21 protein-coding genes are annotated in these 26,684 nt (G+C 51.1%); 11 read left to right on the top strand and 10 right to left on the bottom strand.

Features of this window, described 5'->3' with window-relative positions; translation table 11 throughout:
* Positions 1-21 precede the first annotated feature (21 nt).
* From recF to dnaA, 3 genes are read right to left on the bottom strand one after another with little or no spacing between them, the layout of a single operon-like run.
* Entirely contained in the window at positions 22-1,128 is a 1,107-nt protein-coding gene (recF, locus tag D9N13_RS12425; RefSeq protein WP_290590340.1) for a DNA replication/repair protein RecF, read from the bottom strand.
* A 7-nt stretch (positions 1,129-1,135) separates the two neighbouring features.
* Positions 1,136-2,239, bottom strand: a complete 1,104-nt coding sequence (gene dnaN, locus D9N13_RS12430; RefSeq protein ID WP_290590343.1) for a DNA polymerase III subunit beta — start codon at positions 2,237-2,239, stop codon at positions 1,136-1,138.
* A 30-nt stretch (positions 2,240-2,269) separates the two neighbouring features.
* Positions 2,270-3,709: a chromosomal replication initiator protein DnaA gene (gene dnaA, locus D9N13_RS12435; protein ID WP_290590346.1), complete on the bottom strand. Its 1,440-nt coding sequence runs from the start codon at positions 3,707-3,709 to the stop codon at positions 2,270-2,272.
* A gap of 524 nt (positions 3,710-4,233) precedes the next feature.
* Between dnaA and rpmH the strand changes: the two genes are divergently transcribed.
* From rpmH to D9N13_RS12470, 7 genes are all read left to right on the top strand, one after another.
* Positions 4,234-4,368, top strand: a complete 135-nt coding sequence (rpmH, locus tag D9N13_RS12440; RefSeq protein WP_290590349.1) for a 50S ribosomal protein L34 — start codon at positions 4,234-4,236, stop codon at positions 4,366-4,368.
* Between the two features lie 16 nt (positions 4,369-4,384).
* Entirely contained in the window at positions 4,385-4,780 is a 396-nt protein-coding gene (gene rnpA, locus D9N13_RS12445) for a ribonuclease P protein component (RefSeq protein ID WP_290590353.1), read from the top strand.
* A 19-nt stretch (positions 4,781-4,799) separates the two neighbouring features.
* Positions 4,800-5,066, top strand: a complete 267-nt coding sequence (gene yidD / locus D9N13_RS12450; RefSeq protein WP_317622503.1) for a membrane protein insertion efficiency factor YidD — start codon at positions 4,800-4,802, stop codon at positions 5,064-5,066.
* A 3-nt stretch (positions 5,067-5,069) separates the two neighbouring features.
* Entirely contained in the window at positions 5,070-6,758 is a 1,689-nt protein-coding gene (gene yidC, locus D9N13_RS12455; protein ID WP_290590356.1) for a membrane protein insertase YidC, read from the top strand.
* A 37-nt stretch (positions 6,759-6,795) separates the two neighbouring features.
* Positions 6,796-8,184, top strand: a complete 1,389-nt coding sequence (gene mnmE / locus D9N13_RS12460) for a tRNA uridine-5-carboxymethylaminomethyl(34) synthesis GTPase MnmE (protein ID WP_290590358.1) — start codon at positions 6,796-6,798, stop codon at positions 8,182-8,184.
* A gap of 234 nt (positions 8,185-8,418) precedes the next feature.
* Entirely contained in the window at positions 8,419-10,506 is a 2,088-nt protein-coding gene (locus D9N13_RS12465) for a glycoside hydrolase family 71 protein (RefSeq protein WP_290590361.1), read from the top strand.
* Between the two features lie 81 nt (positions 10,507-10,587).
* Positions 10,588-11,943 carry a lipid II flippase MurJ gene (locus D9N13_RS12470; protein ID WP_290590365.1) on the top strand — a complete coding sequence of 452 codons (1,356 nt, stop codon included), beginning with the start codon at positions 10,588-10,590 and terminating at the stop codon, positions 11,941-11,943.
* Here D9N13_RS12470 and D9N13_RS12475 read toward each other — a convergent pair.
* The 4 genes from D9N13_RS12475 to D9N13_RS12490 form a co-directional block, all read right to left on the bottom strand.
* A complete protein-coding gene (locus D9N13_RS12475) occupies positions 11,940-12,512 on the bottom strand; it encodes a putative colanic acid biosynthesis acetyltransferase (RefSeq protein ID WP_290590368.1) in 573 nt (190 codons plus the stop codon). The two genes, D9N13_RS12470 and D9N13_RS12475, sit on opposite strands and share 4 nt — an antisense overlap.
* A gap of 3 nt (positions 12,513-12,515) precedes the next feature.
* Positions 12,516-13,559: a glycosyltransferase family 4 protein gene (locus D9N13_RS12480; protein WP_290590371.1), complete on the bottom strand. Its 1,044-nt coding sequence runs from the start codon at positions 13,557-13,559 to the stop codon at positions 12,516-12,518.
* Positions 13,560-13,612: 53 nt separating this feature from the next.
* Positions 13,613-15,034 (bottom strand): O-antigen polysaccharide polymerase Wzy, encoded by a 1,422-nt coding sequence (gene wzy, locus D9N13_RS12485; RefSeq protein WP_290590374.1) that lies wholly within the window; start codon positions 15,032-15,034, stop codon positions 13,613-13,615.
* Positions 15,035-15,160: 126 nt separating this feature from the next.
* Entirely contained in the window at positions 15,161-16,333 is a 1,173-nt protein-coding gene (locus tag D9N13_RS12490) for a polysaccharide pyruvyl transferase family protein (RefSeq protein WP_290590377.1), read from the bottom strand.
* 902 nt (positions 16,334-17,235) lie between these two features.
* On the opposite strand from D9N13_RS12490, the gene D9N13_RS12495 reads away from it, so the two are divergent.
* The 4 genes from D9N13_RS12495 to D9N13_RS12510 are packed head-to-tail and all read left to right on the top strand — an operon-like array spanning position 17,236 to position 22,031.
* Positions 17,236-18,453: an outer membrane beta-barrel protein gene (locus D9N13_RS12495; protein WP_290590380.1), complete on the top strand. Its 1,218-nt coding sequence runs from the start codon at positions 17,236-17,238 to the stop codon at positions 18,451-18,453.
* Between the two features lie 35 nt (positions 18,454-18,488).
* Positions 18,489-19,025, top strand: coding sequence for a polysaccharide biosynthesis/export family protein (locus D9N13_RS12500; RefSeq protein ID WP_290590383.1), 537 nt, complete (start codon positions 18,489-18,491; stop codon positions 19,023-19,025).
* A 42-nt stretch (positions 19,026-19,067) separates the two neighbouring features.
* Complete coding sequence (locus tag D9N13_RS12505) at positions 19,068-21,266, top strand: GumC family protein (RefSeq protein ID WP_290590386.1); 2,199 nt, start codon at positions 19,068-19,070, stop codon at positions 21,264-21,266.
* 27 nt (positions 21,267-21,293) lie between these two features.
* Positions 21,294-22,031: a tyrosine-protein phosphatase gene (locus D9N13_RS12510; protein ID WP_290590389.1), complete on the top strand. Its 738-nt coding sequence runs from the start codon at positions 21,294-21,296 to the stop codon at positions 22,029-22,031.
* Positions 22,032-22,054: 23 nt separating this feature from the next.
* On the opposite strand, the gene D9N13_RS12515 is transcribed toward D9N13_RS12510, so the two are convergent.
* The 3 genes from D9N13_RS12515 to gmd all read right to left on the bottom strand — a co-directional run bounded on the left by D9N13_RS12515 (position 22,055) and on the right by gmd (position 26,679).
* The gene (locus tag D9N13_RS12515) at positions 22,055-24,256 is read right to left on the bottom strand and encodes a glycoside hydrolase family 71 protein (protein ID WP_290590392.1); all 2,202 of its coding nucleotides are present in this window, start codon (positions 24,254-24,256) and stop codon (positions 22,055-22,057) included.
* A gap of 334 nt (positions 24,257-24,590) precedes the next feature.
* Positions 24,591-25,550 (bottom strand): GDP-L-fucose synthase family protein, encoded by a 960-nt coding sequence (locus D9N13_RS12520; RefSeq protein WP_290590395.1) that lies wholly within the window; start codon positions 25,548-25,550, stop codon positions 24,591-24,593.
* 1 nt (position 25,551) lies between these two features.
* Complete coding sequence (gene gmd, locus D9N13_RS12525) at positions 25,552-26,679, bottom strand: GDP-mannose 4,6-dehydratase (RefSeq protein WP_290590398.1); 1,128 nt, start codon at positions 26,677-26,679, stop codon at positions 25,552-25,554.
* Between the last annotated feature and the right edge of the window lie 5 nt (positions 26,680-26,684).

The raw sequence follows: 26,684 nt of genomic DNA on the forward strand, positions 1-26,684 counted from the left end.
CGGTGTGCTCCGGGTTCTGTATCAGCGTGTTTCGGTAAAGGTTCCATGTTCCACGTGGAACATCTTGTGTTCTTCCAGTGATGACAGGATTTCATCCGTAATCGATTGGTCGTTGATGGCGGTAATAAACGCCTGGCATGGAAACTCTTTTAAAAATCGAATTACATTCTTGATATTCTTTTGATCAAGCTCAGCAGGAAGATCATCCAATAGAATCAACGGTGACACTCCGGTACGCTCTATCATCAAAGCGATCTGAGCCAGCCTAACACCGTATAATACCAGCTTTTTCTGCCCTCTGGAGCATATATCTTTAGCCAATGTACCCTGCCACAGGATATCCAAATCCGCCCTGTGTGGACCGTACAGGCAGCTCCTGCGCTCAACCTCTGTTTCAACCTTGATATTAAGGCAATCAGCGAAATCCGGCACCTGATCCATAGGCCAACCCGGCCTGTACCGTAATTGAACAGGTTCATGCACATCAAAATACGCGGACAGTATACGATTCAATTGTTGTTCCAGTACGTCCGCGTAGGCACAGCGTTCCTTATGTAGCCGCGCCCCGTAGCGGGCCATCACGGAATTCCAATGTCGAAGATCCGAAACCTTGATGCTTTTTGAATGTTTAAGCAGGGCGTTCTTTTGCCGTAACGAATCCCGGTAGTGAATCCAGATTTCCATAAAGGAATGTTCCACGTGAAACATTCCCCAATCCAACATACCACGGCGTGAAGACGGACCTCCCTCAATGAGCTCTATCGAGGTGGTATCAATGGAAATAGAAGGGACGAGCTTGGCCAATGCGGAGACGCGATTCTGAGTCTTACCATCAATACGGGCTGTGGTATTGCCTGCAGTATCCTTGGAGAACCCCACTCTAGCCGTACCAAAACGCTCGGAATAAACGGTACTGAACACGACAAATTCTTTGGCTTCTTTGCGAATCAGCTTTTTAGCATCGGGGGCACGAAAAGATCGTCCATTGGACAGCAGCGAGATGGCCTCCAAGAAGCTGGTTTTTCCACTGCCATTGGGGCCAACGATAAAATTAGTACGGGGATTGGGATCGATGGAAACATGCTGGAGATTACGCACATTGGTAATCTCCAGGAAGGACAGCCGCATGAGGACCCTACAGACGCATGGGCATTACAACGTACATGGCAGAATCGTCAGTGGCATCCGTCACCAAAGCGCTGCTGTTGGAATCGGCCAACTGGATCTTGACCGTTTCACTGCGTATCACATTCATGACATCCAGCAAATAGTTAACGTTAAAACCAATCTCCAACTCGTTGCCTTCGTAATCGACGTTGATGGTTTCTTCCGCTTCTTCCTGCTCCGGGTTATTGGCCACGGTGGTTAAGCTTCCACTCACCAGCCGCAAGCGAACACCACGGTATTTCTCATTGGAAAGAATGGACACACGGGAAAAGCATTGCTTCATCTCATTCTTGTCGCTAAGAACCGTCTTGTCACTATTCTTGGGCAACACCCGCTCGTAGTCCGGGAACTTGCCGTCTATTAATTTTGACGTAAACCGTAAATCGGTGCTCTCAACGCGAATATGGTTGGGGCTCAATGCCACGGACACGTCAGAGTCCACATCAGCAAATAACTTGGCCAGCTCCAGCACCCCTTTTCGGGGAACAATGGCTTGAATGGGGCTCTCAACTTCTACCTGAATCTCGGCGTTACACAACGCCAGGCGGTGACCGTCTGTGGATACCGCCTTGAGCAGGTTAGTGGATACCTCAAACAACATGCCATTTAGATAAAAACGCACATCCTGCTGGGCCATGGCAAACCCGGTACGGTCGATTACTGACTTCAGATAACCCTGATTAATGGAGAAGGTAACATTACCGTCGGTCTCCTCAAGATTGGGAAACTCATTGGACGGCAGAGTCGCCAGACTGAAGCGGCTGCGCCCGGATTTCACCATCAACTTTTGTTCGTCCGTGACAAACTGGATCGTGCTTTCGTCGGGTAACGATTTGCAAATATCCAGTAATTTCTTGGCCGGCACCGTGATTTCAGCGTGATCGTATTGGTTATCCAGGGGGATGTGGGCAACCAGTTCCACTTCCAGGTCCGTGCCGGTCAACGACAGCGTATCGCCATCCACAACCAATAGTACATTAGACAACACGGGTAGCGTCTGGCGCCGCTCCACCACACCGGCCACCTGCTGCAATGGTCTTAATAATTTTTCACGCTCTATGGTAAAGTTCATAACCAATCCCAAAGGTTAGTTAGTGCTAACTTATGATGTTAGCAACCTCAATAAATTTGTATAATCTTCACGCACATCAGAACTGCTTTCCCGCAGCTCCTTAATCTTGCGGCAAGCATGCAATACCGTTGTGTGATCACGGCCACCAAAGGCATCCCCAATTTCGGGCAAGCTGTGATTGGTCAGCTCCTTGGCCAGCGCCATGGCGATCTGCCTTGGCCTTGCCACCGAGCGGCTGCGACGCTTGGATAATATGTCCGCAATCTTGATCTTAAAATATTCAGCCACTGTTTTCTGAATATTATCAATACTGACCTGCTTTTCCTGCAACGCCAGCAAATCCTTCAACGATTCTTTAACAAACTCCAGGGAAATAGGCTTACCGGTGAAATGGGCGTTGGCAATAACCCGCTTCAGGGCACCTTCCAGTTCACGCACGTTGGAGCGCACCCGCTGGGCGACGAAGAAAGCAGCTTCGTCCGGCAAATTGATTTTTGCTTCCTCAGCCTTTTTCATCAATATGGCAACCCGGGTTTCCAATTCGGGAGGTTCCACAGCCACAGTCAGGCCCCAACCAAAACGGCTCTTCAGGCGTTCCTCCACACCACTGATTTCCTTCGGATAGCGGTCGCTGGTGAGGATCATTTGCTGCCCACCCTCAAGCAGTGCATTAAAGGTGTGGAAGAATTCCTCTTGAGAACGCTCTTTACCAGCAAAAAACTGAATATCGTCGATCAACAACGCGTCCACAGACCGATAAAAGCGCTTGAATTCATTGATGGCGTTGATCTGCAGTGCCTTCACCATATCGGCCACAAAACGCTCCGAGTGCAGGTACACCACTTTAGCGTTAGGGTTCTGGGTCATCATGAAATTACCCACTGCGTGCATCAAGTGGGTTTTACCCAGACCAACCCCGCCGTACAGAAACAGGGGGTTATAGGCCTGACCGGGATTCTCGGCCACCTGAGTGGCGGCGGCCCGGGCCAATTGGTTGGATTTGCCTTCCACAAAACTGGTAAAGGTGAAGGCGGGGTTAAGATTGGTCTTGTGTTTGATGGTGCCGCCCATGTCCACTTCCCGTGGGCGGTTTTCCTTGATGCTATTGCCTTTATTACCCGCTGCAACGGCAGCACGTTGGCTGACGGCGTGCTCCACAACCGTTACCGAACGCCCGGAGCGCCCGGTGGTGGTGTCCACATTGGAAGGGGTTGGCCTGGACTGGCGGGAACCGATGGCCAACACCACATTCATGGGTTCCTCATCCAGGGTTAATTCTTTCATCAACTCAGAGATGCGGCCCAGAAACTTCTCATTAACCCAATCCAGCACAAACCGGTTGGGTGCCAGCAGGCGCAATTGCACACCGTCCACTTCTGCCTGAAGCGGTCGGATCCACATGTTGAATTGTTGCGAGGGTAATTCTTCTTGTAGTCGATCAAGGCATTGATGCCATAGCGAACTTACCACTTGGCCAGCCCCCAGTGATATCAGCAGTAGAAATCAGAATGAAAGAAGAATGATATACCCCGAATGGTGACTTATCCACAGAAGAAAGTGAGTTTTTTCTTCCCCAACTCCTTGACGAATCATATGAATTTACCTGTGGACAAAACCTGCATGAACGGGGGTATAGGATGGGTACCAAATTGGGTATAACCACATCAACTTACTTATCCACAATTACGTCATCAGCTTCTGATCAGTTAATACCGTTTTCGGCCACAGTGTTATTATGAATATAAGATCATGTTTTTAAAACTTTTATTAAGCTTATCCACAGAAAACATCAAGCCTAGTAACAATAACCATAATCTTTTTTCTATCTATATATTATTTATTATTACGACCTGTGGATTGTGGAAAAACCTTTCCAATTCCATGCATTGACAGTGTTCAAACTTAACCGTAGAATTGCGCCTCTTTTTCCCATGGTGCCGTCCTGGTGTAAGCCACACCCGCGGCGACACTTGAACACTCAGAGCGATCGAATCATGAAAAGAACATTCCAACCCAGCAACCTGAAGCGCAAGCGTACTCACGGATTTCGTGCTCGCATGGCGACTAAAAACGGTCGTAAAGTTCTGGCTCGTCGTCGCGCCAAAGGCCGTCAGCGTCTGTCTGCGTAAGCGCTGAATCGGTGGCGTGAGCCCATTTTCGTTTCAACGTCACCAGCGTCTACTGACACCCGCGCAATTCAAGCGCGTATTTGACCAAACCGATGGTCGTGTCAGTCATTCCGCCTTCCTGCTGCTAGCAAGCAAAACCCAGCCCGAGCAACCTGCCAGGCTGGGTTTGGTCGTTGCGAAAAAGCACCTCAAACGGGCAGTAGATCGAAATACTTTCAAACGCATCGTTCGCACCCGCTTTCGACTGGCCCAGGATCAACTCACCGGACTTGATATTGTGGTGCTCGCCCGTCCCGGCAGCCGCGCCATGGAACCCCAGGAACTGGCCTCGGAGCTGGATAAATACTGGCCCCGACTGATACAGCGATGTCATAATCACCAGCCAGACCGCAAAGCGCAAGCCAGGCATTGAGCTTCGGCTAGGGGGCATTCTGAAACAGATCGCGTTACTGCTGCTGAAATTCTATCGACTGGCTATCAGCCCGTTGATGCCGCCCCATTGCCGTTTCGAACCCACCTGTTCCACCTATGCCCAGGAAGCGATTCAACACTATGGCTTTGCGCGCGGCAGCCTGTTAACCTTGCGGCGGCTATCTAAATGTCACCCATGGCACGCTGGCGGTTACGATCCCGTACCGGGCGCCCGTTGCTGCCGCGGACCTGACCAACCTGAATTCAATCCGACAGACAGTAAGTGAAAGATGGACTGGCAACGAACGTTATTGATTGCTGCCCTGGCAGTGGTTTCTTACATGATGATTCTGCAATGGCAGAAAGATTACGTGGATGCACCTCTGGCCGAGCAGGCAGAATCTTATTCACAAAGTTATCCACAGGATGGCACGGGCGATGTTCCCACTGAAGTGAGCAACGCTTCCACTGCAGATGTGCCGGTTGATCCCACCGTAACCAGCAGTGCGCCGCAACCGGACACCCTGACCCCAACCCAGGGGTTAATTGAAGTGGATACGGATGTGCTGTCGGTGAAAATCAACCCACTGGGCGGTGACATAGTCTATGTGGGGCTGAAGGATTATCCAGCCCAGCTCAGTACCCCCGATGTACCCATTACCCTGCTGCAATCCAATGATGCCCATACCTATATTTCCCAAAGTGGTTTGATCGGGCCCAATGGACCTGATGGCAGCAAAGAGGGGCGGCCCCGTTACTCCAGTGAGCAGAACCGTTACCGAATGGAGGGTGAGACCCTTACCGTCACCTTGCGTTTTCAGCAGGATAACGGCGCCCTCATCAACAAAGAGTTCAAGTTTGAAGCGGGCAGTTATGTCATTGACGTCAATATGACGGTGGAGAATAACAGTGACCAGACCTGGCAAGGGCTTATGTATGGTCAGATCAAGCGGGATAGCAGTGAGGATCCCGGTTTGAACTCTGCAGTGGGATTTGGTCTGCCCACCTTCCTCGGCGGTGCCTACTGGGATCAGGAAAAGGCGTACAACAAGATCAGCTTCGAGGATATGGCCGAAGCCCCCCTCAACAAACAGATTCCCGGTGGCTGGCTGGCCATGATCCAGCATTACTTCATGAGCGCCTGGATTCCGGATCAGGATCAGACCCATCATTATTCCACCCGGGTAGCCAAGGGCTTCAATATCATCGGCTTCACCACACCGAAAGCAGTGGTTGCGCCGAGTGAATCCCATACCTTCAGCGCCCGTTTTTACGCCGGGCCCAAAATCCAGAAAACCCTGAAAGCGCTGGTGCCGGGCAAGGGCCTGGATCTGGCCATTGACTTCGGGCCTCTGTTTTTCATTTCAGAAATTCTGTTCTGGTTCCTGGAAATGTTCCATTCCTGGACCGGTAACTGGGGCTTTGCCATCATCATGCTGACCATGTTGGTGAAATTGATTTTCTTCTATCCCTCCGCCCTCAGCTACAAATCCATGGCAAAAATGCGCAAAGTGGCCCCGGAGTTGACCCGCATCCGCGAGCAATATGGTGATGATCGCCAGAAACTGTCCCAGGAAATGATGAATCTCTATAAGAAAGAGAAAATCAATCCGCTGGGTGGCTGCCTGCCGATTCTGATCCAGATGCCTGTTTTCCTGGCGTTATACTGGGCTCTGCTGGAAAGCGTGGAGCTACGGCAGGCGCCTTTCCTGTTGTGGATCGAAGACCTGTCGGTGATGGACCCCTGGTTTGTGTTGCCACTGATCATGGGTGCCAGTATGTGGGTACAGCAGATGCTGAACCCGGCACCACCGGATCCCATGCAGGCCAAGGTAATGAAGATGATGCCGATCCTGTTTACGGTGATGTTCCTGTGGTTCCCGGCGGGGCTGGTATTGTACTGGGTTACCAACAATATCCTCTCCATTACCCAGCAATATGTGATCACCAAACGCATCGAATCCGGTGCCAGCACCTAGATAAATCACCTGCGTGTCACCACGCCGGTTTTGCCTTATGAATGACACACTTCGTGCATTAGATAACGACACCATCGCGGCACAGGCTACACCGCCTGGCCGGGGTGGCGTGGGTATCGTGCGGCTATCGGGGCCGCAAGCCTACACGATTGCCCGCACCCTGTGTAAACGCAGCCTGGCGTTGCAACCCCGTTATGCCCACTTTGCCCGCTTTCATGATGCTGAAGGCCAGGTCATAGACGAAGGGTTAGTGTTGTTCTTCCCCGGCCCTAATTCCTTTACCGGTGAAGACGTGGTGGAACTGCAGGGCCATGGTGGCCCGGTGGTGATGGCCAGTCTGTTGAATCAGGTGGTGGCCCTGGGCGCACGGGTGGCAAGGCCCGGCGAATTCTCCGAGCGGGCCTTTCTTAACGATAAAATCGATCTGGCCCAGGCAGAGGCCATTGCCGATCTGATTGATTCGTCGTCCGAGCAGGCCGCCCGTGGCGCCCTGCGTTCCCTGCAGGGGGCGTTTTCGGATCAGGTCAACACCTTGGTAGAACAGCTGATCGCCTTGCGCATGTACGTGGAAGCGGCCATTGATTTTCCTGAAGAGGAAATCGATTTCCTTGCCGATGGCAAGGTGCTTAGGGATCTGGACGGCATCATACAACAGTTGGAACAGGTCTTCCGCGAAGCCAACCGTGGTGTGTTGATGAAGGAAGGCATGAAAGTGGTATTGGCAGGCAAACCCAATGCCGGCAAATCCAGTTTGCTCAATGCGCTGTCGGGCCGTGATTCCGCTATCGTCACCGCCATTGCCGGCACCACCCGCGATGTGTTGCGCGAACATATTCATCTGGATGGTATGCCGTTGCACATAACGGACACAGCGGGATTGCGGGACAGCCCGGATGAAGTGGAACAGGAAGGAATCCGCCGGGCCTGGCAGGAAATAGAGCAGGCGGATCGCGTGATTATGTTGGTGGATGCCACCGAGGTGACCAGTGAAGACTTGTCTCCCCAGGCCCTGTGGCCGGAATTCTATGATCAGATTCCCCACCAGATCCCCCTGACGCTGGTACTGAACAAAATGGATTTGGTGTCCACTCCGTTGGTGATGGATGAACAGGGTAATACTGTCATCCCGCTTTCCGCTAAAACCGGGGATGGAGTGGAGGCCTTGCGGCAACACCTGAAATCCGCCATGGGATATGTGGGTGACAGTGAGGGCAGTTTTACCGCGCGCCAACGCCACATTGATGCCCTGCAACGGGCGAGTTCTGCATTGGAACAAGGCCGTCACCAATTGGTCTCGGCCGGCGCCGGTGAGCTGCTGGCCGAGGATCTGCGTCTGGCACAGGAACATCTGGGGGAAATAACCGGACGGTTTACACCGGATGATCTACTGGGGCGGATATTTTCCAGTTTCTGTATCGGTAAGTAGAACAGGCTCCCTTCATTTGTCTCAAGCTGACAAATTGGCCAGTCTCTTGCAACTCTATTACGTTGTACTTTAAGGGTGACAGACAGGGTCAACATCATCGTGAGTCCCGCTGCTGTGCCCTAAATTTCCACATATCGTATGATATAAGCACACTAGTAGTGCCTGAATACCTTACCCATGGTCGGTTTGCGGAAATTCAGTGTTAATGGCTCAGGGTCTGGTTGAGGCAAGTCCATGAACAAAACGATGTTTCTTGTGAGTGTATTGATTCTGGCGGGGCTGAATCTGGCCTTACCATCAGTCGCAACCGCGCAGTCCATCTCACAACAAAACAATTGGTTTGGCCATCACCTGCCGTTTGATCCCAATGGGTCATCGCCTGCTGTCCAGTCGAACAAAAAGGTGTTTGCCCACTACTTTTTACCTTATCCGGTGAGTATTAATAACCGCAGTGGGGATCACAGTTATTACAACAAACATTACCTGAACCCGCATGGGGAAAACGACAAATTTCTCAACAAAGGTGGTTTGTTACGCCAACGACCGCTGCCACGGGTACCGCTTGCCGGTAAAGAGCATTTCAGGCTGAGTGACTTACGGCATGAAATCCAATTGGCAAAGGCCATCGGCATCGATGGGTTCGCCGTCAATATTCTGAGCCTGCACGGCCAACTGTGGCAACAAACTTTGCGCCTGTTACAGGTGGCGGAGGAACAGGATTTTACCATTCTGATCATGCCGGACATGAACGCTCAGTTTAAAGCCGAGCCCGAATACCTTGTGCCTTTACTGAAATACCTTGATCAGTATTCCAATGCCCATCGGCTGCAGGACGGGCGTTTGGTGGTGGCGCCCTATATGGCGGAGAACCAAAGCCCCCAATGGTGGGCGGATGTAATCGCCCAGCTGAATGCGGCGGGTGTGCCCATTGCTTTTGTGCCGGTGTTTCACGATATGACAAAGCAATGGCAGAATTTTCGTCAACAGCTGAAGTCCGACACCAGATCTGTGTTAAGCGGTATTTCAGAATGGGGCCCCAGAACGCCGCTGGGAGCAGACCGGCTGCAGGAAAGGCTGCAACGAATGCACAAAGAAAATCTTTTGGTGATGAGTCCGGTGGCGCCGCAGGACATGCGACCCAAATCGTCCATTTTTACCGAGGCCAATAACAGTGAAGCCTACCGCCGCATGTGGGAGTCAACCATTAACGCCGATGCAGATTGGGTGCACATCATCACCTGGAATGATTACTCAGAATCCACCGAAATCGCCCCCTCGACGGAAACCGGTTATGCGTTTTATGACTTGACCGCCTACTACATCCATTGGTTTAAACAGGGCAAACCCCCAATCCGGCGTGATGCCCTGTATGCCTTTTATCGAAACCAACCCTGGCAGGCCAGCACAACGTTTCCGGGGCTGGATAGAATGAATCCGCGTTTCGGTTATCCGGCCAAGAACGAAATCGAATTACTGGGATTTTTAACTGAGCCGGGTACGCTTCTGATTGGCATTGATGAGAAAGTGGAGCGTAAAGACGTAGATGCCGGCATGGTCAGCTTCAAAATTCCAATGCAATCCGGTACGCCTTATTTTGCCTTGCTGCGAAATGGTCAGCTGGTTCAGAGCATCAAAAGCGGTACCCGAATACGTAACCAGGTGGAAATTTCCAACTTGATTTATCGAGGTGAAACCAGCCGCCGAATCAACCCACAAGCCGGAACAAATGCGGTCAGTTGGCCCTGGCTCAACACAGACTTTGGTAAGCAGGTACGCATTCTCAATCTGATGGAAAAATCCCCCTTTGAACCCCTGACGGATAACGGTGCTTATGTTCTGGAGGATCAAAGCTCGGTGGAGAATGGTGGTATTGGGTTTTCTTTCCCCAAGGCAGAATCAGAATCCTTCCGGATTCAATTTGACGTGAAAGCAACACCAAAGGGTTCGCAGTCGTTGGCGTTTGTTTTCAGTATTCTGCAAGACGCCGGTAAACCCATACCCTTGTTGCATCTGTTGGGTAAAAAAGACGGAGCTGCCTGCCTGGTACTGATGACGCAATCGAATCGTTGTAAGGTGAACATTACCCTGAATACCTGGTATCGGATGGAACTGAGCGCAACGTCACCCCGGAACAATGCCCCGGCTGTTTGGAGATTGAGTCTAAGGGACGGCAACGGCGTGGTGGTGCGGGAAACTCTGTCCATTGCGGATGTGAAGGTTGCCTCGGCAACCGGTTTACTGATCGACAGTATTGCAGCGCCGGAAATACGGTCAAAACTGTTTGTTGATAATCTTGTGGTCACCGCAGACCGATCAATATGATGAACACTGCTACCCAATCATCAGGCACCCTATAGGGAATATGGCGTGAGCGAGACAACCGTTGCTGGAGAAACGAATTCAATGAGAGATCGATTGCGCAAATTAACGAGTCACCGCGTGGTAAGAAAAGGTGCCTCACTTGCATTGCTTCTCTACCTCAGTCCCATTGTTGGCATGATCCTGGAAATCACCTTAATCCGGGTATTCTCTGCGGGGGCTGTGTTGGATTCATTCCGCGCGCTGATGACGTTTATGCTGATGGGACAGGGCGTGGTGACGTCGCAATTGTTGAAATATGCGCTTATCCCCAAGCTGGCTCAATTCAGAGCAAGAAACCAGGATCGTGAAGGCCTGGTGTTCGCCTTCTATTTTACCATGCAGGTGCTGCTCATATTGAGCCCTATCCTGTTTATTGGTTTGGTACTGCCGGATCAGATGTTGCAGTTTTTGGCACCTGGGTTTGATGCCGGCATCCGATCCCAGTCAGCGCATATGGTGCAGGTGGCGACCTGCGGCTTTGGTCTGTTGATCGTGATGGGTGCGATGACAGCGATACTGAATTTTCACGGTGTGTTCTGGGGGCAGCCGGTTGCCACCTTAATACTGAACTCCACGATTCTGATTGCGGTTTTGTGCTTTGGCTACCGGGCTTCAGAACCGTCCACCCAATTTCAATTACTGGAGCTGGCCACCAGTACGGGTTTGCTGTGTATGTTGTTGTTGATGTCGTGGCAATGCATGAAAGTCTGGCTCAGAACGTATCCGCAGGGTGAAGCCCCGCCATTGAAACACACACTCTATACCTCATTGTTGGCACTGATGCCGCAATTGATCCTGGTAGCGGCGGAGTTGGGAAAGCATCTATCGGTTAACCGGGTGTTATCCGAGTTGGGTGAAGGCACTATTGTGCTGTATATGTTGGCCTTTAAACTGTTCATGGTGGGTCTGCTGCCGGTCATAGCCGTGGTTACCATCATATTCCCGGATTTCAGCAGGCTGAAAACCAGCACCGATGATCAGCAGTTGGCAGCAAAAATCAGTAACGGGTCATTAAGGATTTTTCTTTTATCGGCAGCGGCCTCCGTCGTGATCTGGTTGCTGGCGCCGATCATCATCGACATCATCAGCTTCTTTGCCAACATTGAACTCACAGCACGTGACCTGGTGGTGGAAGTATACCGGGCGTTCTTATTGTTCACGCCGTTTTCATCACTGTGTATTTTCTATATGGAATCATCCTATGCGTTTGGCAGAAAAAAGATTGTCCTGACCTATTCCGTGATCAACACCGCTATTATTGCATTCCTGATGCCGGTGTTCGGTAGCCTGGGGGCCTTGAATGTGGTGTACGTTTACACCTGGGTTCAGGGCGTCTGCACAGTGATTTTCGGTTTGGCGTTGTATTACAGTTTGAAGAGAGCACCGGCGCGGGTTTAACCCGCATCCAGTTTCACTTCGTCAAACATAATCCGTTGCCTGACTTTCTTTGCTGGATTACCCCGGTAGATATAAAGGCTTTCAATATCCTTGGTGACGGTACTGCGAGCGGCAATAATGGCACCTTTACCGATGGTCACTCCTGGCGCAACAAACACATCCGTGGCGACCCAGGCTTCATCTTCTATCACAATGGGTTTGGTGATCAAATCAAAACTGGGAACGGTATAATCGTGGGTGCCGGTACACAGGTAAGAAGATTGTGATACCACAACATTGCGGCCGATGCTGATGAGGCCAAGGGAATACAACATGGTATTGTCGCCAATCCAGCTGTAATCGCCGATCTCGATCTTCCATGGATAGGTAATACGGGCACTGGGTCGAATCAATACGCCTTTCCCAATCCTGGCGCCAAACAACCTGAGCAGAAAACGGCGCCAGCCGAACATAAACTGTGGTGACATACCGAACAAAACCGGTTGCACAATCCACCACAGCTGAACAATCCAGGCAGAGCGGCCCCGTTCGCCGGGTTTGAGTTTGAAACTGTTTAGATCCTGGTACATAGATTAAGAAGAAAACTCCGTGATAAGGTTATTCAAGGATTGCCGGGAATGGTTCAACGTGGAAAAAAAGCGTTTGGCCCGGTGTTGCCGATCCGACGCGCTGAAGACCTGCCTGGTATGGGATTCACTCAGGATATCCGCGATGGCTTCGGATAGGGACGGGCTTTCCGAGAGACTGTACCCGCCCAGTGAAGCAATCACTTTTTTCATGCAGCCCCGTTGTGTACCGATCAATAGGGCACCGTGATGGGCAGCTTCGTACAGAACCAGGGGTTCGGCTTCGTTAACGTACTTGGTGGGAAAAATAAACGCATCCAGTTTTTGGTAGAACTGATCCTTGTCGGTTCCGTACAGTGGCCCGATGTAGCTAACCTGTTCCAGGTCTGCCTGGGCCTTATGAATGACTGCTTTTACATTGGGGTCCGATACCGGGCCCGCGATGTGCGCCTCAAACGGAATATTACGAGCCGCCAGTGCGTAACAGACCTCCACAAAGGTATCCAGTCCCTTGTCGAAAGTAAGATTGGCAAGATGGCCTATAACCAGGCGATCTGTCTGGGTTGCCGCCCCCGGATGCGCCTGCTCGGAAAAAAACGCAAGGTTGGATTGTACCCGAATCTGTCTGTGGTCAATGTGGTACAGCGCTACCAGTTTGTCTTTCATATCCTCGCCCAATACGATATGAACCGCGTTGCTTCCGGCAATCCGGTTGATCAGACGAAACAACCCACTGTAGCGGTTCAGGTAACTGAAAGAGTGATGATGAATGTACAGTTTCATTCCGAAGCAGCGACAGATGCTGAAATAGAAAATATCAAAAAGCTGACCGATGCCGCCATTCACGGAACGGTATACCAGGCTTCGGGGATGCACAATGCCGTAGGCAATCAACCGCAGCAGACACACCAGTGTATGCAGAATCTTTAAAGGTAACCATAACGGCGTGTTAAACAATTTGGCCGCATAAGAAGGTACCGTATTGATGGTATGACACCTTATGTTCTGACTCTGCACCTGATCGAGCACCAGACTATTAATGGTGGACATGCCGTGAACCGGTTTCGGTAGGTCAACGAGAAAAAGCATTTTCAAACCTCTGTTCAAACCTGGTGACCATGAGTAAAAACCCCGTCTGCCCCGTCTGAGATATCCTTCATGAAGATTAAATTCCGAAACAGATAAATTCCGCCCAAAAATGCCAATGCCACCAGCATATAGTTCGACACGGTCATCAGGCTGCCGCGCAAAAAGTAGAACTGATAGGTGGCGAAGAAGCAATAAAAGCAACCAATCAATATGGTTCGCCGTTTGGACAATTCAAATAAATAGCGGTACAGCAATCCCAACAGCAACATACCCAGAATAGTGCCGATGAGTCCGCCATCCACATAAAACTCTGCCATCAGCGGGCTCGAGAGATTGCCAAAGGAATAGTTTCTGTCGTTGGCTACGTACATGCCGGTGGGTTCCGCTTTATTCGGCCAGACAAAGCGGGGTACAAAGAACAGTATGGAAGAGGCAAACTGCCTGCCGTACTGAACCCCGTTGTGGTCCACCACCACTTTGGCATTCACCAGTTGCTGAAAAGCATCGAAGTCCGCGTTGTACGTGAGTTCCTTGGCGGGGCTTAGCTCCACCGTGTCTTCCAGTATGTTGAAGTCGAGGGTGTTGCGATATAAATCCGCAATGGGGAACACCACCACCATCAATGTCAGGTTCAGTGTAAACCAGAAAAACGCAGTATTTTTGCGTCGGGCATACAAAGCCAGCAGAACGACCGTCAGGATAATAGCGCCCACCCAGAAACGGGCGGTGGAAATAGGATTGTTGACAACGGCCACTAGAACCACGGTCAGAAACATGAACACAGTATTGATGTTCAACCAGGGTTTGCGCGATACGCTCACCAGCCGATTGTAGAAATCGTACATAAACAGCAACATGATGACGGTGGGAGGAACCCTCATCAGAGCGTTGATCATGGTGGTGATGTGTGTGCTGCCCCCCATCTTCTCCCCGAGTAATGTTGTCGCCTTATTGCGGGGCAGAAACAGCACATCAAATCCGGTGAAAGCAATCCCCAGAATGGTAAAAAACAGGGCGATCATAAACAAGTTGAAAGCCCCGACCGGTGAAATCAACCGGGTGGGAAGGATTTTCACAGTATTGGGGGCCCGGTACCAGGTACCCAACCCCAGATAGCCCAACTCGAAGAACACCAGTGCCACCGCCGTAATTAACCACGATGTTTCCACATCCTCCGTGGTATAGGCATCCACCCAGGGGAAGATACCCACCTCAATCTGCAGCAGTGGTGCCAGAATCATGAAGATATAGAAGAAACACAGGACAGAAATATAGAGAAAGTCCACAGACTCGGTTACGGTTGCCTTAATCAGCAATACCCCGAAAATCAGTATGGTGGCCCAGGCCCCTACACTGGAGTAGCCAAAATCCAGCGCCATGAGCACCGGAATCAGGGCTATGCCCGTTGCTGATACTGTACTGAACCACAATCTCATAGAGGTATCCGGATCGAAAACTGCCGAGTTGAGGGGGATTTACCGGCCACTCTCAATCTCTGGCCGTCATCTGAAAAAAGCACAGAGCATGCCAATCAATCAGCCAAGGGTTGGTGTCCTTGACGATTAACCGTGCGTGACGGAATAGAGTTCCTGCGCCCGGGCAGGCGATTCAGGGGATGATTCTGCAACCCCCTGAAGCGATTTGGCCAGGTGGCTGACGGACTGTTCCCGAAGTTGGGCTAGGGCCTCATTGACATGGTCGAAATCAATATCCTGGTCCAGCCAGCTAAAACGGCCGAGGTCATCCAGTAATCGATCACCCAGGCCAAAGGCGTCCAGTATACTCTTGATCCGGGTGCTGGTTTTCCCAGGTGACAAGGTTACAAAATTCTTGTTAAGAATCAGTGAAAACGCCGTTGCGTGGAAGGAATCGGTCAACACCAACTGGGCATCCATAAAATAGCGCAACAAGGTGTTGGGGGAGCACATGTAAACAAACTTACCTTTTTGCATCACGCTGTTCATGGAACAGCTGAGCCGCACAATGGGTAGCCCAAGCCGTTTACTGACACTTTCTGCATATTCTTCAAAGGCGTCGCCGGAGTGCAGTTGGTAAACCAGTATATACGGAGCCATCTTCAATGGTTTGGCAGCGATGGCCTGCCATTCATCCCGGCTCAGTAAAAAGGTTGGGTCCAGTACGTGGTTGACGTTGGTGAATCCGCAATCGTTCAGAATCTGCTTGGCACTCATTTCACGGACATTGATGGCACTGTACTTGTTCATCATTTTGACCAGCGTGGCGGGATCAATGTCCGGTTGGGTGGTACCGAAGCTGGCGGAATAGGCGATGCAGCGTTTTTCCGCCGGGGCAAAATGCAGGAAGAAAGCTGGATCGTATGGTTGGGTGCCGATGTTTCCCCAAACCTGGTCACTGCCAGTGACGTAGATGTCTGCGCGTGGCGGATTGGATTTCAGTTCAGCGGGTGTGCTGTACAGGGCACCTTCCTTAATGGAGAAGCGTTTACGAAAGCGCTTGAACATGCGGTACGAAAAGCCGTAATTGATCATCTGGCTGAGCAGAAAAACAAGCTTATACAGAGGGTTGCGCTGCGAAACACCCCGGATATGGTAGCGCACAAAGGCCTGACGCCAGCTCTGCTCTTCCCGGGGCACGTAATTAATGATTTCCACCTCATGACCCAGTTTTTCGATGACGTGCTGTGTCGCATAGGTCTGTAGGAGCGAGCCATAATTCGCAACCGCATGTCTCGTGATTACCTTTACCTTCGCCATGAATTGTGCCACTCCAAATAGTCTCTGGCTGGTTTTGTGATGGTCGTGGGTTGAAAAACGCTGAACCAGCAATGTTCCCTGACGTGCTAAGTGCCCTGAATGCTCAAAGTTGATGTCGCAAGAGCCATCCTTCCCTTTGAATCTGCTTCAACACACAAGCTTCCTATCTCAACACACGGTAATGTACATAAATTCAGATGGATTGTTCACATCCGTTGCAGGCGGTTAGTGGAACGGATTTTACATTAGTCTGATTCTACTTAAAGTAGATTACCGAATTGTATTGGCATTTTTTATGCCAATTGAGTTTTGTGAATGAACGCACATGATTTGGACTGTTTTTATGGCCGTGTAAAGGGTGCCTCTTGAGATAGGCAAAGCGAAGTGATTTACTGCGCACCAAAAACAAGCATGGTGAATATCTATTGCACGAATTATATCCTTGCCTGTGTCTCCTCCCGCCGTCAATCGCGTAACCCGGACTAGGAAAGATCAAACAACCTATGTATAACCCTTCTACAGTCACCCCTGCTCACAAGGGTACGACATGTTGTGGTCATAAGAATCTGCTTTAATGGCACGGTTTTATCCGCCCGGGATTTGTGGTTTAAACGCACTAAAGGGATGTTTCCCCAAATATTCATCAGCTTACCCCGGGATGGGTGGCCGGGGCGGTATCAGGGCGGTGAAGTGGTTTGTGGTGTATCTGTCTCTATACAATATCTAACAATGATTGGCAGTATATTTGCAGAATATCCGCAACAATCGAAACCCGGTAATGGAATTAGTGAAATCACATGGTACATCTGGCGCAAACCGGTAGGTTGTTTGAAAGACTTACAAAAAGCTTACCAAAGGGAACGGACTTATACGCAACCTCAGACGCAACCCCACACTTATTGATGAAGGTGCGTCTTGCCGGATTAATCCTTTGCTGCCTGGCCTGGCCGGTGGCAGCCGCTGAAGAGGATACAGCATCTTCGGGTAAAACGGATGTGCTGATGGACGTGAATCTGAGTCTGGATTTTACCGAACAATACGACAGCAATGTGTTCAGGGACGCTGACGATGACCGCAAAGTGGATGACTGGATCAGTATTCTCTCCCCCCACGCCCAGTTGGGCCTGGGCTATGGCATTTTCAGGGCCACGCTGGATCTGGATTACACGCAGGGGTGGTATCAGGAATCCGAAGACGACAACTATCAGGATCATTGGTTAGGCAGTGATTTGCGTTGGCGTTTCAATCATCGAAACGAGCTGGCGTTTCGTTCCCGGTTTGACGCTGCCCACGAAGACCGGGGCACCGAACTAACCGAAGGCGGTGCCCGCGTTGTGCCGGAACCCGTTGAATTCGATGTCCAGCGCCATGAACTGTGGTATCAATTAGGCACACGGCAATCCGTTGGCCGCCTGGTGTTGACCGGAACTTACTACGAGAAGCAGTACAGCAACTTCCGTGAGTTCACCCGCTTTCGGGATTATGAGGAAAACCGGGTAATGTCTGCGTTCTTTTGGAATGTGGCCGGCAGAACCGGGGTTCAGTTTGAGGCGACCGCACGGGACATCAATTATTTAACGGATCCGACACCGGTCTCGGGCCAACCGGATACCCTGGACGCATTGGCCACGGAGTTCCTCACCGGGGTGAACTGGAATGTCACCGGTAAAAGCAATGCCAGTGTGTTGCTGGGCTATCGGCAACGGAATTTTGATGACAATGACCGTGAGGATTTTTCCGGACCCAGCTGGCGCATTGATACCCGCTGGTCACCGAAAGAGCATATGGCATTTACCCTCCTGACGGCGCGGGAAGATCGTGAAACCAACGGATTAGGCAGTTTCATTGATGTGAAGACCACCCGGGCCGGCTGGGAGATGGACTGGAACTCGAGGTTTTCCTCAGTGCTGACCCTGTTGGTGGACAAGGAAGACTATGAAGGAACAGAGGATGGACGGGTGGACACCAACCGGGTTGCCCGCTTTGATTTTGAGTACCACATGCGTTACTGGCTGGATTTCGGTGTCAGTTTGGTGAATGAGAGAAATAATTCGGATATAGACAGATTCAATTATGAGCGAAATCTGTTTTTGTTGTTTATGAAAATTTCAAACGAATAGAAATGGAACCAGGAATCGAGACTATGCACAGGGTAATGACTTTCAAGTTCTTGGTGGCGATAGCATGGCTGTTATCGTTCAGTTCAGTGAGTGCGGCCACGCAAGTGGAGATGTCGGAGTATGTATTGGGATCTGGTGACTCTATTCGAATCCAGGTCTATGGTGAACCCGATCTGACGGTGGAAACCCAACTGACAGACACCGGTATACTTTCCTACCCCTTTATAGGTGAGATCCGCCTGCTGGGAATGACCGTGGGCGAGCTGCAGAAAAAAATAACCGAGGGATTGTCAGGCGATTATCTGGTTGATCCCAAGGTGACGGTTTCAATACAACAGTATCGTAATTTTTACGTTAATGGTGAAGTGACCAGGCCGGGTGGATTCACGTTCCAACCCGGTCTGACGGTGCGTAAAGCCATATCGCTGGCTGGTGGATTCACCGAACGAGCGTCTAAAGGCGAGATCTACCTTATTTCCGAAAAAGAGGAAGGCGCCGAACCCAGAAAAGTGGGCCTCAATACAAGAATCAAGCCCGGAGACATCATTACCATAGAACAAAGTTTCTTCTGATTATCCGGCATCGTCAGATGCTCAGCACAGGACTGGCAAATCATGACCATGAAAAAAGACATTACGCTGTTCGCCCAAACCTATAAACAGGAGGGGGAGAACGATCTGCAACGATACTGGCGTACGGTAAAACTGTATAAGTGGTACATCATGGGATTCGTGGGCACCGTAACCCTGCTTACCATGTTCTATGTGTATTCAATGGATCCCATTTACCGTGCCAATACCACTGTATTGATCGAAAGTCAGGAAACCAAAGTCCTGTCCATTGAAGAAGTGTATGGGCTCAATACGGAAGATCAGGAATATTATCAAACCCAGTTTGAGATTCTCCGCTCCAGGGATCTGGCTGAGCGTGTGGTGAAGCACCTCGACCTCACAGCGCATCCGATGTATGACCCGGCTCAGGCCAAGCAGGGGATGATCGCAGGCCTGATGTCCATGGTGAGCGAGCCTCCGGTTGAACTGACACCAACGCAGACCCTGGAACAGGTCGTGGATACGGTGATGAAGAATCTTTCCATCACCCCGGTGAGAAACACCCAGCTGGTCAGCATTACCTTTCATTCACCGGACGCGAAGGTGGCGGCGGAAGTAACCGACACCTATGCCGAGCAGTACATTAAACACCACTTGGAAGAGCGGGAAGGCGTCACTCTGAAGGCCACCGACTGGTTGAGCGACCGCCTGGGCGATCTGCGCGAAACATTACAGGAATCGGAGCAGAAACTGCAGGCGTATCGGGAATCAGAGGAGCTGGTGGACGTGCAGGGGGTGCAGACTCTGGGTGCCGACGAAATCGAGGAAGTCACCCAACGCTATGTGGAAGCCAAGCAGATTCGATCACAGGCGGAAACCACCTACGAACAAATGCGCGAGCTGGGCCCGAATCCACCGGCATATCAGCTGCTGGCGATACCCTCCATACAGTCCAATGACCTTGTATCTGCGTTGAGTCAGCGTAAGTCGATGGCGGATTCCAAGGTAACCGAACTCAGCCAGCGCTATGGGCCCAAACATCCCAAGATGATCTCGGCGCTTTCTGAAGCCAGTTCGGCCGAAGACCAGTTGTATCAGCAGATTCTCAGTGTGGCCGATGGCATCAGAACCAATTATTTTGCTGCGTTGCAGACAGAAAAGGCCCTGCAACGCCAGTTGTCGACCGCAAAAAGTACTCTGCAGGATATCAATCGGAAAGAGATCAAACTACGCGAACTGGAGCGCGAGGTGGAAACCAATCGCAAGCTCTTTAACATGTTCCTGACGCGGGCCAAAGAGACAGAAGAGGCCAGGGGCCTGCAGGCGGCGCACGCTCGTGTGGTGGATCCTGCGGTGATTCCGCAGAAGCCGGTGAAGCCGAACAAGTCCATCAGTTTTATCGTTTCCGTCTTTCTCAGTTCCGCGTTTGCAATCGGCATCGCGATCTTTAAGGAATCCACCCGCAATACTGTGCGCACCAGTGATGATGTGGAAGAAAAACTGGGTACACCGCTGCTCGGTTTCCTGCCCAGGGTAGCAGGCAACAAAAGTACATCCACCTACCATAGCTTTCTAAGTGATCCGCAAAGCCATTTTGCAGAGTCAATGCGAACGGTGCGAACATCGTTTGTGTTATCGAATATGGATAATAACAGCAAGGTGGTGCTGGTAACCTCCTCGGTCCCGGATGAAGGTAAATCCACCGTGGCCCTGAACCTGGCGGAAGCGCTGGGTAGTATGGAAAAGGTGTTGTTGATAGACGCCGATTTGCGGCGGCCTTCATTAACCAAAGTACTGAGCCTGGATCATCACTTACCTGGCCTGACCCAGTTAATCAGCGGTAAGTGCAGCCTGAAGGAATGCATCTTTGATGTTGAAAGTTCCTCAATCAGCGTAATCACCACCGGTAATGTGCAGGGGGTTAATCCTCTGGAAATCGTGTCTTCCAAACGCATCGGCCTGTTGATCAAACAACTGGCGGAAAAATACGATCGCATTATTATCGATTCTCCACCCATCCATGCGGTGAGTGATGCCCTGGTATTGGCCGCCCAGGCGGATAGCGTCATGTATGTGGTAAAATGCGATGATACACCTGCACCGGTGGCTGCCAAGGGCATCAAAAATCTACGTGCAGTGGGCGCCAAGGTTGCCGGCGTGGTTCTCAATCAGGTTAACGTGAAAAAAGCAGCCCATTATGGCGGGGATGCCGAGCATTATTTCTCAGATTACGGTTATTCCCGGGTTGAAGCGAAAGTATGAGTACTGAATACGGTTGAATGATCACTTATGTATGATTTGCACTGCCATCTGTTACCGGGAATCGATGATGGACCGGAGACGGTCGCAGAGTCGGTGGCGTTGGTGCGTGCAGCCATGGCCGATGGCATAACCCATGCCATCGTTACTCCGCATATACATAACGGCCGCTGGGATAACGACATTGCTTCCATCGGCAAGGCGGGCAGGGCATTGGGTCAGGCCCTGCGTGAGCAGAATATTCCGCTGCGCTTGAAAGCGGCGGCGGAAGTGCGGTTGGATGCTGAGCTGCCGGCCATGGTCAAGGCCAACAGGTTGCTGTTTCTTGGCTATTGGGAGCAACATCAAATTCTGCTTTTGGAAATGCCCCACGGTCGTGTGCTTCCCGGAACGGATAAAATGATCGCCTGGTTACGAAAAAACCATATCATTCCCATGATTGCCCATCCTGAGCGTAATCGGGAGATTATGAAACATCCGGCCAAACTCAAACCACTATTGAAAGAAGGGTGTCTGTTGCAAGTGACCGCTGGATCTCTGGTGGGCCAATTCGGTGAAGGGGCACAGCGTATCGCCAAGGCACTGCTGGATGAAGATCTGATTACCATTCTGGCCAGTGATGCCCATAATATAAAAAACCGGCCACCTAATCTGGCAGCCGGTTATGAAGAAGTTGCACGCGTGGTGGGGGATGAAAGGGCCGATCGTTTACTTCACCACAACTCGCGGATGATATTTGAATCCTCCATCAGCCCTTATATCCACTAACCGGATCCGTGTTTCCGGCGGGTTTAGAGCTCCGTTACCTGTACGTTATCGACCAGTAATCCCGTGGCACCACCGTCATTTTGAACGCAGCGAAACACCAGGGAGCCCAAACCGGAAAGCGGGTTATCGAACGCCAAGTCGGTGGCCATTGCGACGATACCCAGGCTATCACTGATGGTGACATCGTATTTATTCAGGCCGTCTACTTTCATTTCCACACGGTACCAGCGGTTATTCTCCACCGTTGATGGTGTCAGCACGGATTGATTGCTGTCACTGCCACTGGCCATGGTAACCCCGGACACGGCACCGCCATCCAACACCAAGGTGGCGCCGGTATTGCCAGCGGAATCCGCAAGGTTCACCTCATACTGGATATAGCCGTTGCGGCTTGCGGTAATTTGAAAATCAAACTGTACTTTGATCTTAGCCGTGCCGGGTGAGATAAAGCTGTAACCAAAACCCAGATCGCGGTTTGCTGTGGCATCGTAATAATCAATGGCTTTGAAATTGGAGGCCGCCGTAAATGGCGATTTGATGTGAGCACTGAGTAACGACTGCGATGCACTGTAGTTGCCCAGTCGCCAAGGCCAGCTAACCATACTGGGTTGCGGTGGCTGGCGCCGGCTGCTTTGTGCATGGTACAGCATATTCTGAACCCGGATCTGGGATTTGATACTGACACCGCCAGTCATTTCCTGAATTACCTTTCCACCCCGGGTCATACGAAACACCGGCGTGCCGTCGCGCATGGGGGCGCGGAAACTGGTGATACCTGCGGCGGCTACCTGCCTTTGCACTTGACCGTTAATGTCGATCTCGAGGGTGGCAGGAGCGGTCAGGAAAGCTAGAAGCTCCACTTCGTTGTTGGGGGTACCGCCGTGAATAGCATCCATTATCTCGGTTTGTTGGGCATTTGCACCCAGCGCCGTCGCAGTATGGTGTTCACGGTAAAATGCATACAGGGCATCGCGAACGATCTCCGGTTTACCCAGTTTGAACCACTGGGTATAAAAGGTTGCGAGATCGTAAAACCCAAACCGGGTACCGGTGGAGGGTGAAATCTCGGTGCCTTCGGAATAATCGTTCCAGGTGATAATTTGTACCATATCAGCGCCGCCATTGATGGCGCTCATCCACAGAGTGCGCATGGCCAGACTGTTGCGGGACTCGACGTAGGTGGACACTTTGTGACGCACGTCCTGAGGGGCTACCGGCGCCATCCATTTTAACCCATAGGCCTGGGCTTCAACGGGATCGTTCACCAGGCGTTCAGAACCTTCAGGAGTTCGTGGCCCCCAATCCGATACACCATACAGTACGTCCTGATAACTGGTGGGAAACTCACTGATAAAATCCTGCAGATCCGCCCGCCAGCCTTGATAGACGGGCAATAACGCCACATCGATGCCATATGTGCGCAGTTTTTGGACTTGCTCAACCCACCAGGCCGGGGATTGACGCTCTGCGTAGTAGGGTGCGATCAACAAGCGGCCGTCCGCCAGGCGATAGGCCGCCGGTTTGGATGCCAGCTGCCGAATCATGTCCACGAATCCACTGGGGTCGGATAACGAAATCATGTCCGGCATCAACAGGATATGAAAATCATCGTATTCTTGGGCGGCCAAATCCAGAATCTTGACGGTGCGATCCCAGTTGTAGCCGGAATAATTGAGAATATCCACGGCAAAACCATCAATACCCATATCGGCGGCCAGGCGAATTTCCTGGCGCATATCGGTGTTGATGAAATCCTCGTAGGTGGGTATGGGAGCACGGTCCAGCGGCTTTTGCCGGATCATACCGCCCTTACTGTAAAACTTACTGTTCTCGCCGTAAGGGTTCATATAGTGGGCACGGTAATAACCTTCAGAAGGTATCTTATTGCTGAGCGAGATCGGGTAAGGGGTAAAATAGTGGGCGAACACCTTTTTGTTACTGGCGGTGAGCTGGGACCGTGGCGCCTGATCAAAAGGCAATAATGCAGAATCAACAACCAAAGTATTACTTTGATTATTGTTCTCAGTCTGACCACCAGAGGTGGTGTTGTTCGTTTGTCCGGTCTGGCTTTCCGGGTTGGAATTGCTTGTATCGTAATCGGAGCTGGTGTTGCTCGTTTGATCGGATGTCGTCAATTCACTGCTGGCGCCTTCTTCCGCGCCGCATGCTGCCAGTAGCATCGCGCTGCAAAGCGTCGCTGCCAGTAAAAAAAATCTAACTGTCATGTTACTGCCTTTAAATATTCAGCCTTTCATTTTTTTTATGGGCTGAAACAACGGTTAAGAAATGAAATAGCGTGGTAAGTTTATAGGCAGAAAACCGCTAGGAAGTCTTTAAATTCATGTATTTGTAAAATTTGCAAAGTCGCGGGCAAGGATTGAGTGAACGGAGTCAAACTAATTGCGGAACCAGTCGGTCTTTGTATGTTTAATAGACAGAAGACGGGGGATGAAGAGGGGACAGCAGAAAGGGTAAGTTAGCAAATGCCAACCAACCCTTGCAACATTTTAGTGCGTATGAGGAGAGCTAAAACTGGTAACTGATAACGGAGTCACACATTTATCCGCGGTATCGATCCTGGTTGGCAAGAAACCATTGGTAGGTTGCCTGCAACCCGGCTTTCAATTCGATACTGTATTGCCAACCCAGGTTCTTCAGGGTTGAAACATCCATAAGCTTGCGCGGTGTGCCGTCCGGTTTGGAGCTATCGAACACCACCTCGCCGGTGTACTCGGTGACTTCCGCCATGGTGTGGGCCAGCTCGGCAATGGTGCAATCGCGGCCGGTACCCACATTAATGTGGGACAGCATGGGGTCGGTATGTTTCTGAAATGTTTCTACCGGTAGATTCATCACGAAAATGGAGGCGGCCGCCATGTCATCCACGTGCAGAAACTCCCGCATGGGTTTACCGGTTCCCCACACCACCACTTGGGGATCCTGATCCAATTTAGCCTGATGAAAACGGCGCATCAACGCGGGGATCACGTGCGAATTCTCAGGATGGAAATTATCGTTCTCACCGTACAGATTGGTGGGCATCACACTGCGGTAGTTGCGTTGGTATTGACGATTGTAGGATTCGCATAACTTGATGCCGGCGATTTTCGCCACCGCATAGGGTTCGTTGGTTGCTTCCAGTACTCCGGTCAGCAGGCTGGATTCCTTGATGGGTTGTTCAGCGAACTTGGGATAAATACAGGAAGAGCCGAGAAACAGTAAATCATTTATGTTGGCCAGGTGTGCGGAATGAATAATGTTGCACTCAATCATCAGATTTTCGTAGATAAAATCCGCCGGATAATTGTTGTTGGCCGCAATGCCGCCCACCTTGGCAGCGGCCAGGTAGACGGCGTCAATATTTTCACTGAGGAAGAAATTGCGAACCTGCAGTTGATCAAGAAGATTGAGCTCGGAGCGGTCACACACAACCAGTTCAATGGCAGGATCCTGTTGTAACTGACGAACTATGGCGGAGCCGACCATTCCTTTATGGCCGGCCACGAAAACGCGTTTCATATTAACCCTCGAGCGTTACATTGATATCGAAACCATTGGTTTTCAACAACGCCAACTGGCGGGCCTGTTGCAGATCCGACTCGATCATTTCGGCGCACATGGACTCCACGCTGATTTCCGGTTCCCAACCGAGATTGCGCTTGGCCTTGGACGGATCCCCAAGCAAGGTTTCCACCTCGGCGGGGCGGAAGTAATTGGGATCAACCTTAACGATGACGTCACCGACTTTTACACCTGGCGCCAGATTGCCATTGATGCTCTCCACGCACCCGACTTCATTGACGCCGGTACCTTCAAACTTCAGGGTAATGCCCAGTTCTGCAGCGGCCATGCTGATGAATTCCCGCACCGAGATCTGTTTGCCGGTTGCAATCACATAATCGTCCGGTTGCTCCTGCTGCAGCATCATCCATTGCATACGAACGTAATCCTTGGCGTGGCCCCAATCGCGCAATGAATCCATGTTGCCCATGTAAAGACACTTCTCCAAACCCTGCGCGATATTGCACAAGCCCCGGGTTATCTTACGGGTAACAAAGGTTTCGCCGCGCCGGGGCGATTCATGATTGAACAGGATGCCGTTACATGCATACATGCCGTAGGATTCACGGTAATTGACAGTAATCCAATAGGCGTACAATTTGGCGACTGCGTAGGGTGAGCGGGGATAGAAAGGGGTTGTTTCCTTTTGCGGAATTTCCTGCACCAACCCGTACAGTTCGGAGGTGGAGGCCTGATAAAAACGGGTCTTGTTTTCCAGGTTCAAAAAGCGAATGGCTTCCAGCAGGCGCAAAGTACCCATGGCATCCACATCCGCTGTGTATTCCGGTGCCTCGAATGACACCGCCACATGGGATTGTGCACCCAGATTGTAAACTTCGTCCGGTTGAATTTCCTGAATGATGCGGGTCAGGTTGGAGGTATCGGTGAGATCACCGTACTTCATTATGAAATTAACATCACTTTCGTGGCGATCCTGGTAAATATGATCCACACGCTGGGTATTGAACTGTGATGAGCGACGCTTTATCCCGTAGACCTTGTAGTTCTTATCCAAAAGAAACTCGGCCAGATAGGATCCATCCTGACCGGTGATCCCGGTTACCAGTGCAACTTTTTGCTTTGCCATTGCTA

The sequence above is a fragment of the Ketobacter sp. GenoA1 genome (genome assembly GCF_003671475.1).
GTDB lineage: Bacteria > Pseudomonadota > Gammaproteobacteria > Pseudomonadales > Ketobacteraceae > Ketobacter.

Excerpts from the sequence above, each read along its gene's own strand:
- D9N13_RS12490 (WP_290590377.1), bottom strand. The coding sequence starts at position 16,333 with ATGGCGAAGGTAAAGGTAATCACGAGACATGCGGTTGCGAATTATGGC.
- D9N13_RS12465 (WP_290590361.1), top strand. The coding sequence starts at position 8,419 with ATGAACAAAACGATGTTTCTTGTGAGTGTATTGATTCTGGCGGGGCTG.
- D9N13_RS12480 (WP_290590371.1), bottom strand. The coding sequence starts at position 13,559 with ATGTCCACCATTAATAGTCTGGTGCTCGATCAGGTGCAGAGTCAGAAC.
- D9N13_RS12470 (WP_290590365.1), top strand. The coding sequence starts at position 10,588 with ATGAGAGATCGATTGCGCAAATTAACGAGTCACCGCGTGGTAAGAAAA.
- dnaN (WP_290590343.1), bottom strand. The coding sequence starts at position 2,239 with ATGAACTTTACCATAGAGCGTGAAAAATTATTAAGACCATTGCAGCAG.
- wzy (WP_290590374.1), bottom strand. The coding sequence starts at position 15,034 with ATGAGATTGTGGTTCAGTACAGTATCAGCAACGGGCATAGCCCTGATT.
- rpmH (WP_290590349.1), top strand. The coding sequence starts at position 4,234 with ATGAAAAGAACATTCCAACCCAGCAACCTGAAGCGCAAGCGTACTCAC.
- yidC (WP_290590356.1), top strand. The coding sequence starts at position 5,070 with ATGGACTGGCAACGAACGTTATTGATTGCTGCCCTGGCAGTGGTTTCT.
- D9N13_RS12495 (WP_290590380.1), top strand. The coding sequence starts at position 17,236 with ATGAAGGTGCGTCTTGCCGGATTAATCCTTTGCTGCCTGGCCTGGCCG.
- D9N13_RS12505 (WP_290590386.1), top strand. The coding sequence starts at position 19,068 with ATGACCATGAAAAAAGACATTACGCTGTTCGCCCAAACCTATAAACAG.
- recF (WP_290590340.1), bottom strand. The coding sequence starts at position 1,128 with ATGCGGCTGTCCTTCCTGGAGATTACCAATGTGCGTAATCTCCAGCAT.
- D9N13_RS12510 (WP_290590389.1), top strand. The coding sequence starts at position 21,294 with ATGTATGATTTGCACTGCCATCTGTTACCGGGAATCGATGATGGACCG.
- gmd (WP_290590398.1), bottom strand. The coding sequence starts at position 26,679 with ATGGCAAAGCAAAAAGTTGCACTGGTAACCGGGATCACCGGTCAGGAT.
- mnmE (WP_290590358.1), top strand. The coding sequence starts at position 6,796 with ATGAATGACACACTTCGTGCATTAGATAACGACACCATCGCGGCACAG.
- D9N13_RS12515 (WP_290590392.1), bottom strand. The coding sequence starts at position 24,256 with ATGACAGTTAGATTTTTTTTACTGGCAGCGACGCTTTGCAGCGCGATG.
- D9N13_RS12475 (WP_290590368.1), bottom strand. The coding sequence starts at position 12,512 with ATGTACCAGGATCTAAACAGTTTCAAACTCAAACCCGGCGAACGGGGC.
- D9N13_RS12500 (WP_290590383.1), top strand. The coding sequence starts at position 18,489 with ATGACTTTCAAGTTCTTGGTGGCGATAGCATGGCTGTTATCGTTCAGT.
- D9N13_RS12520 (WP_290590395.1), bottom strand. The coding sequence starts at position 25,550 with ATGAAACGCGTTTTCGTGGCCGGCCATAAAGGAATGGTCGGCTCCGCC.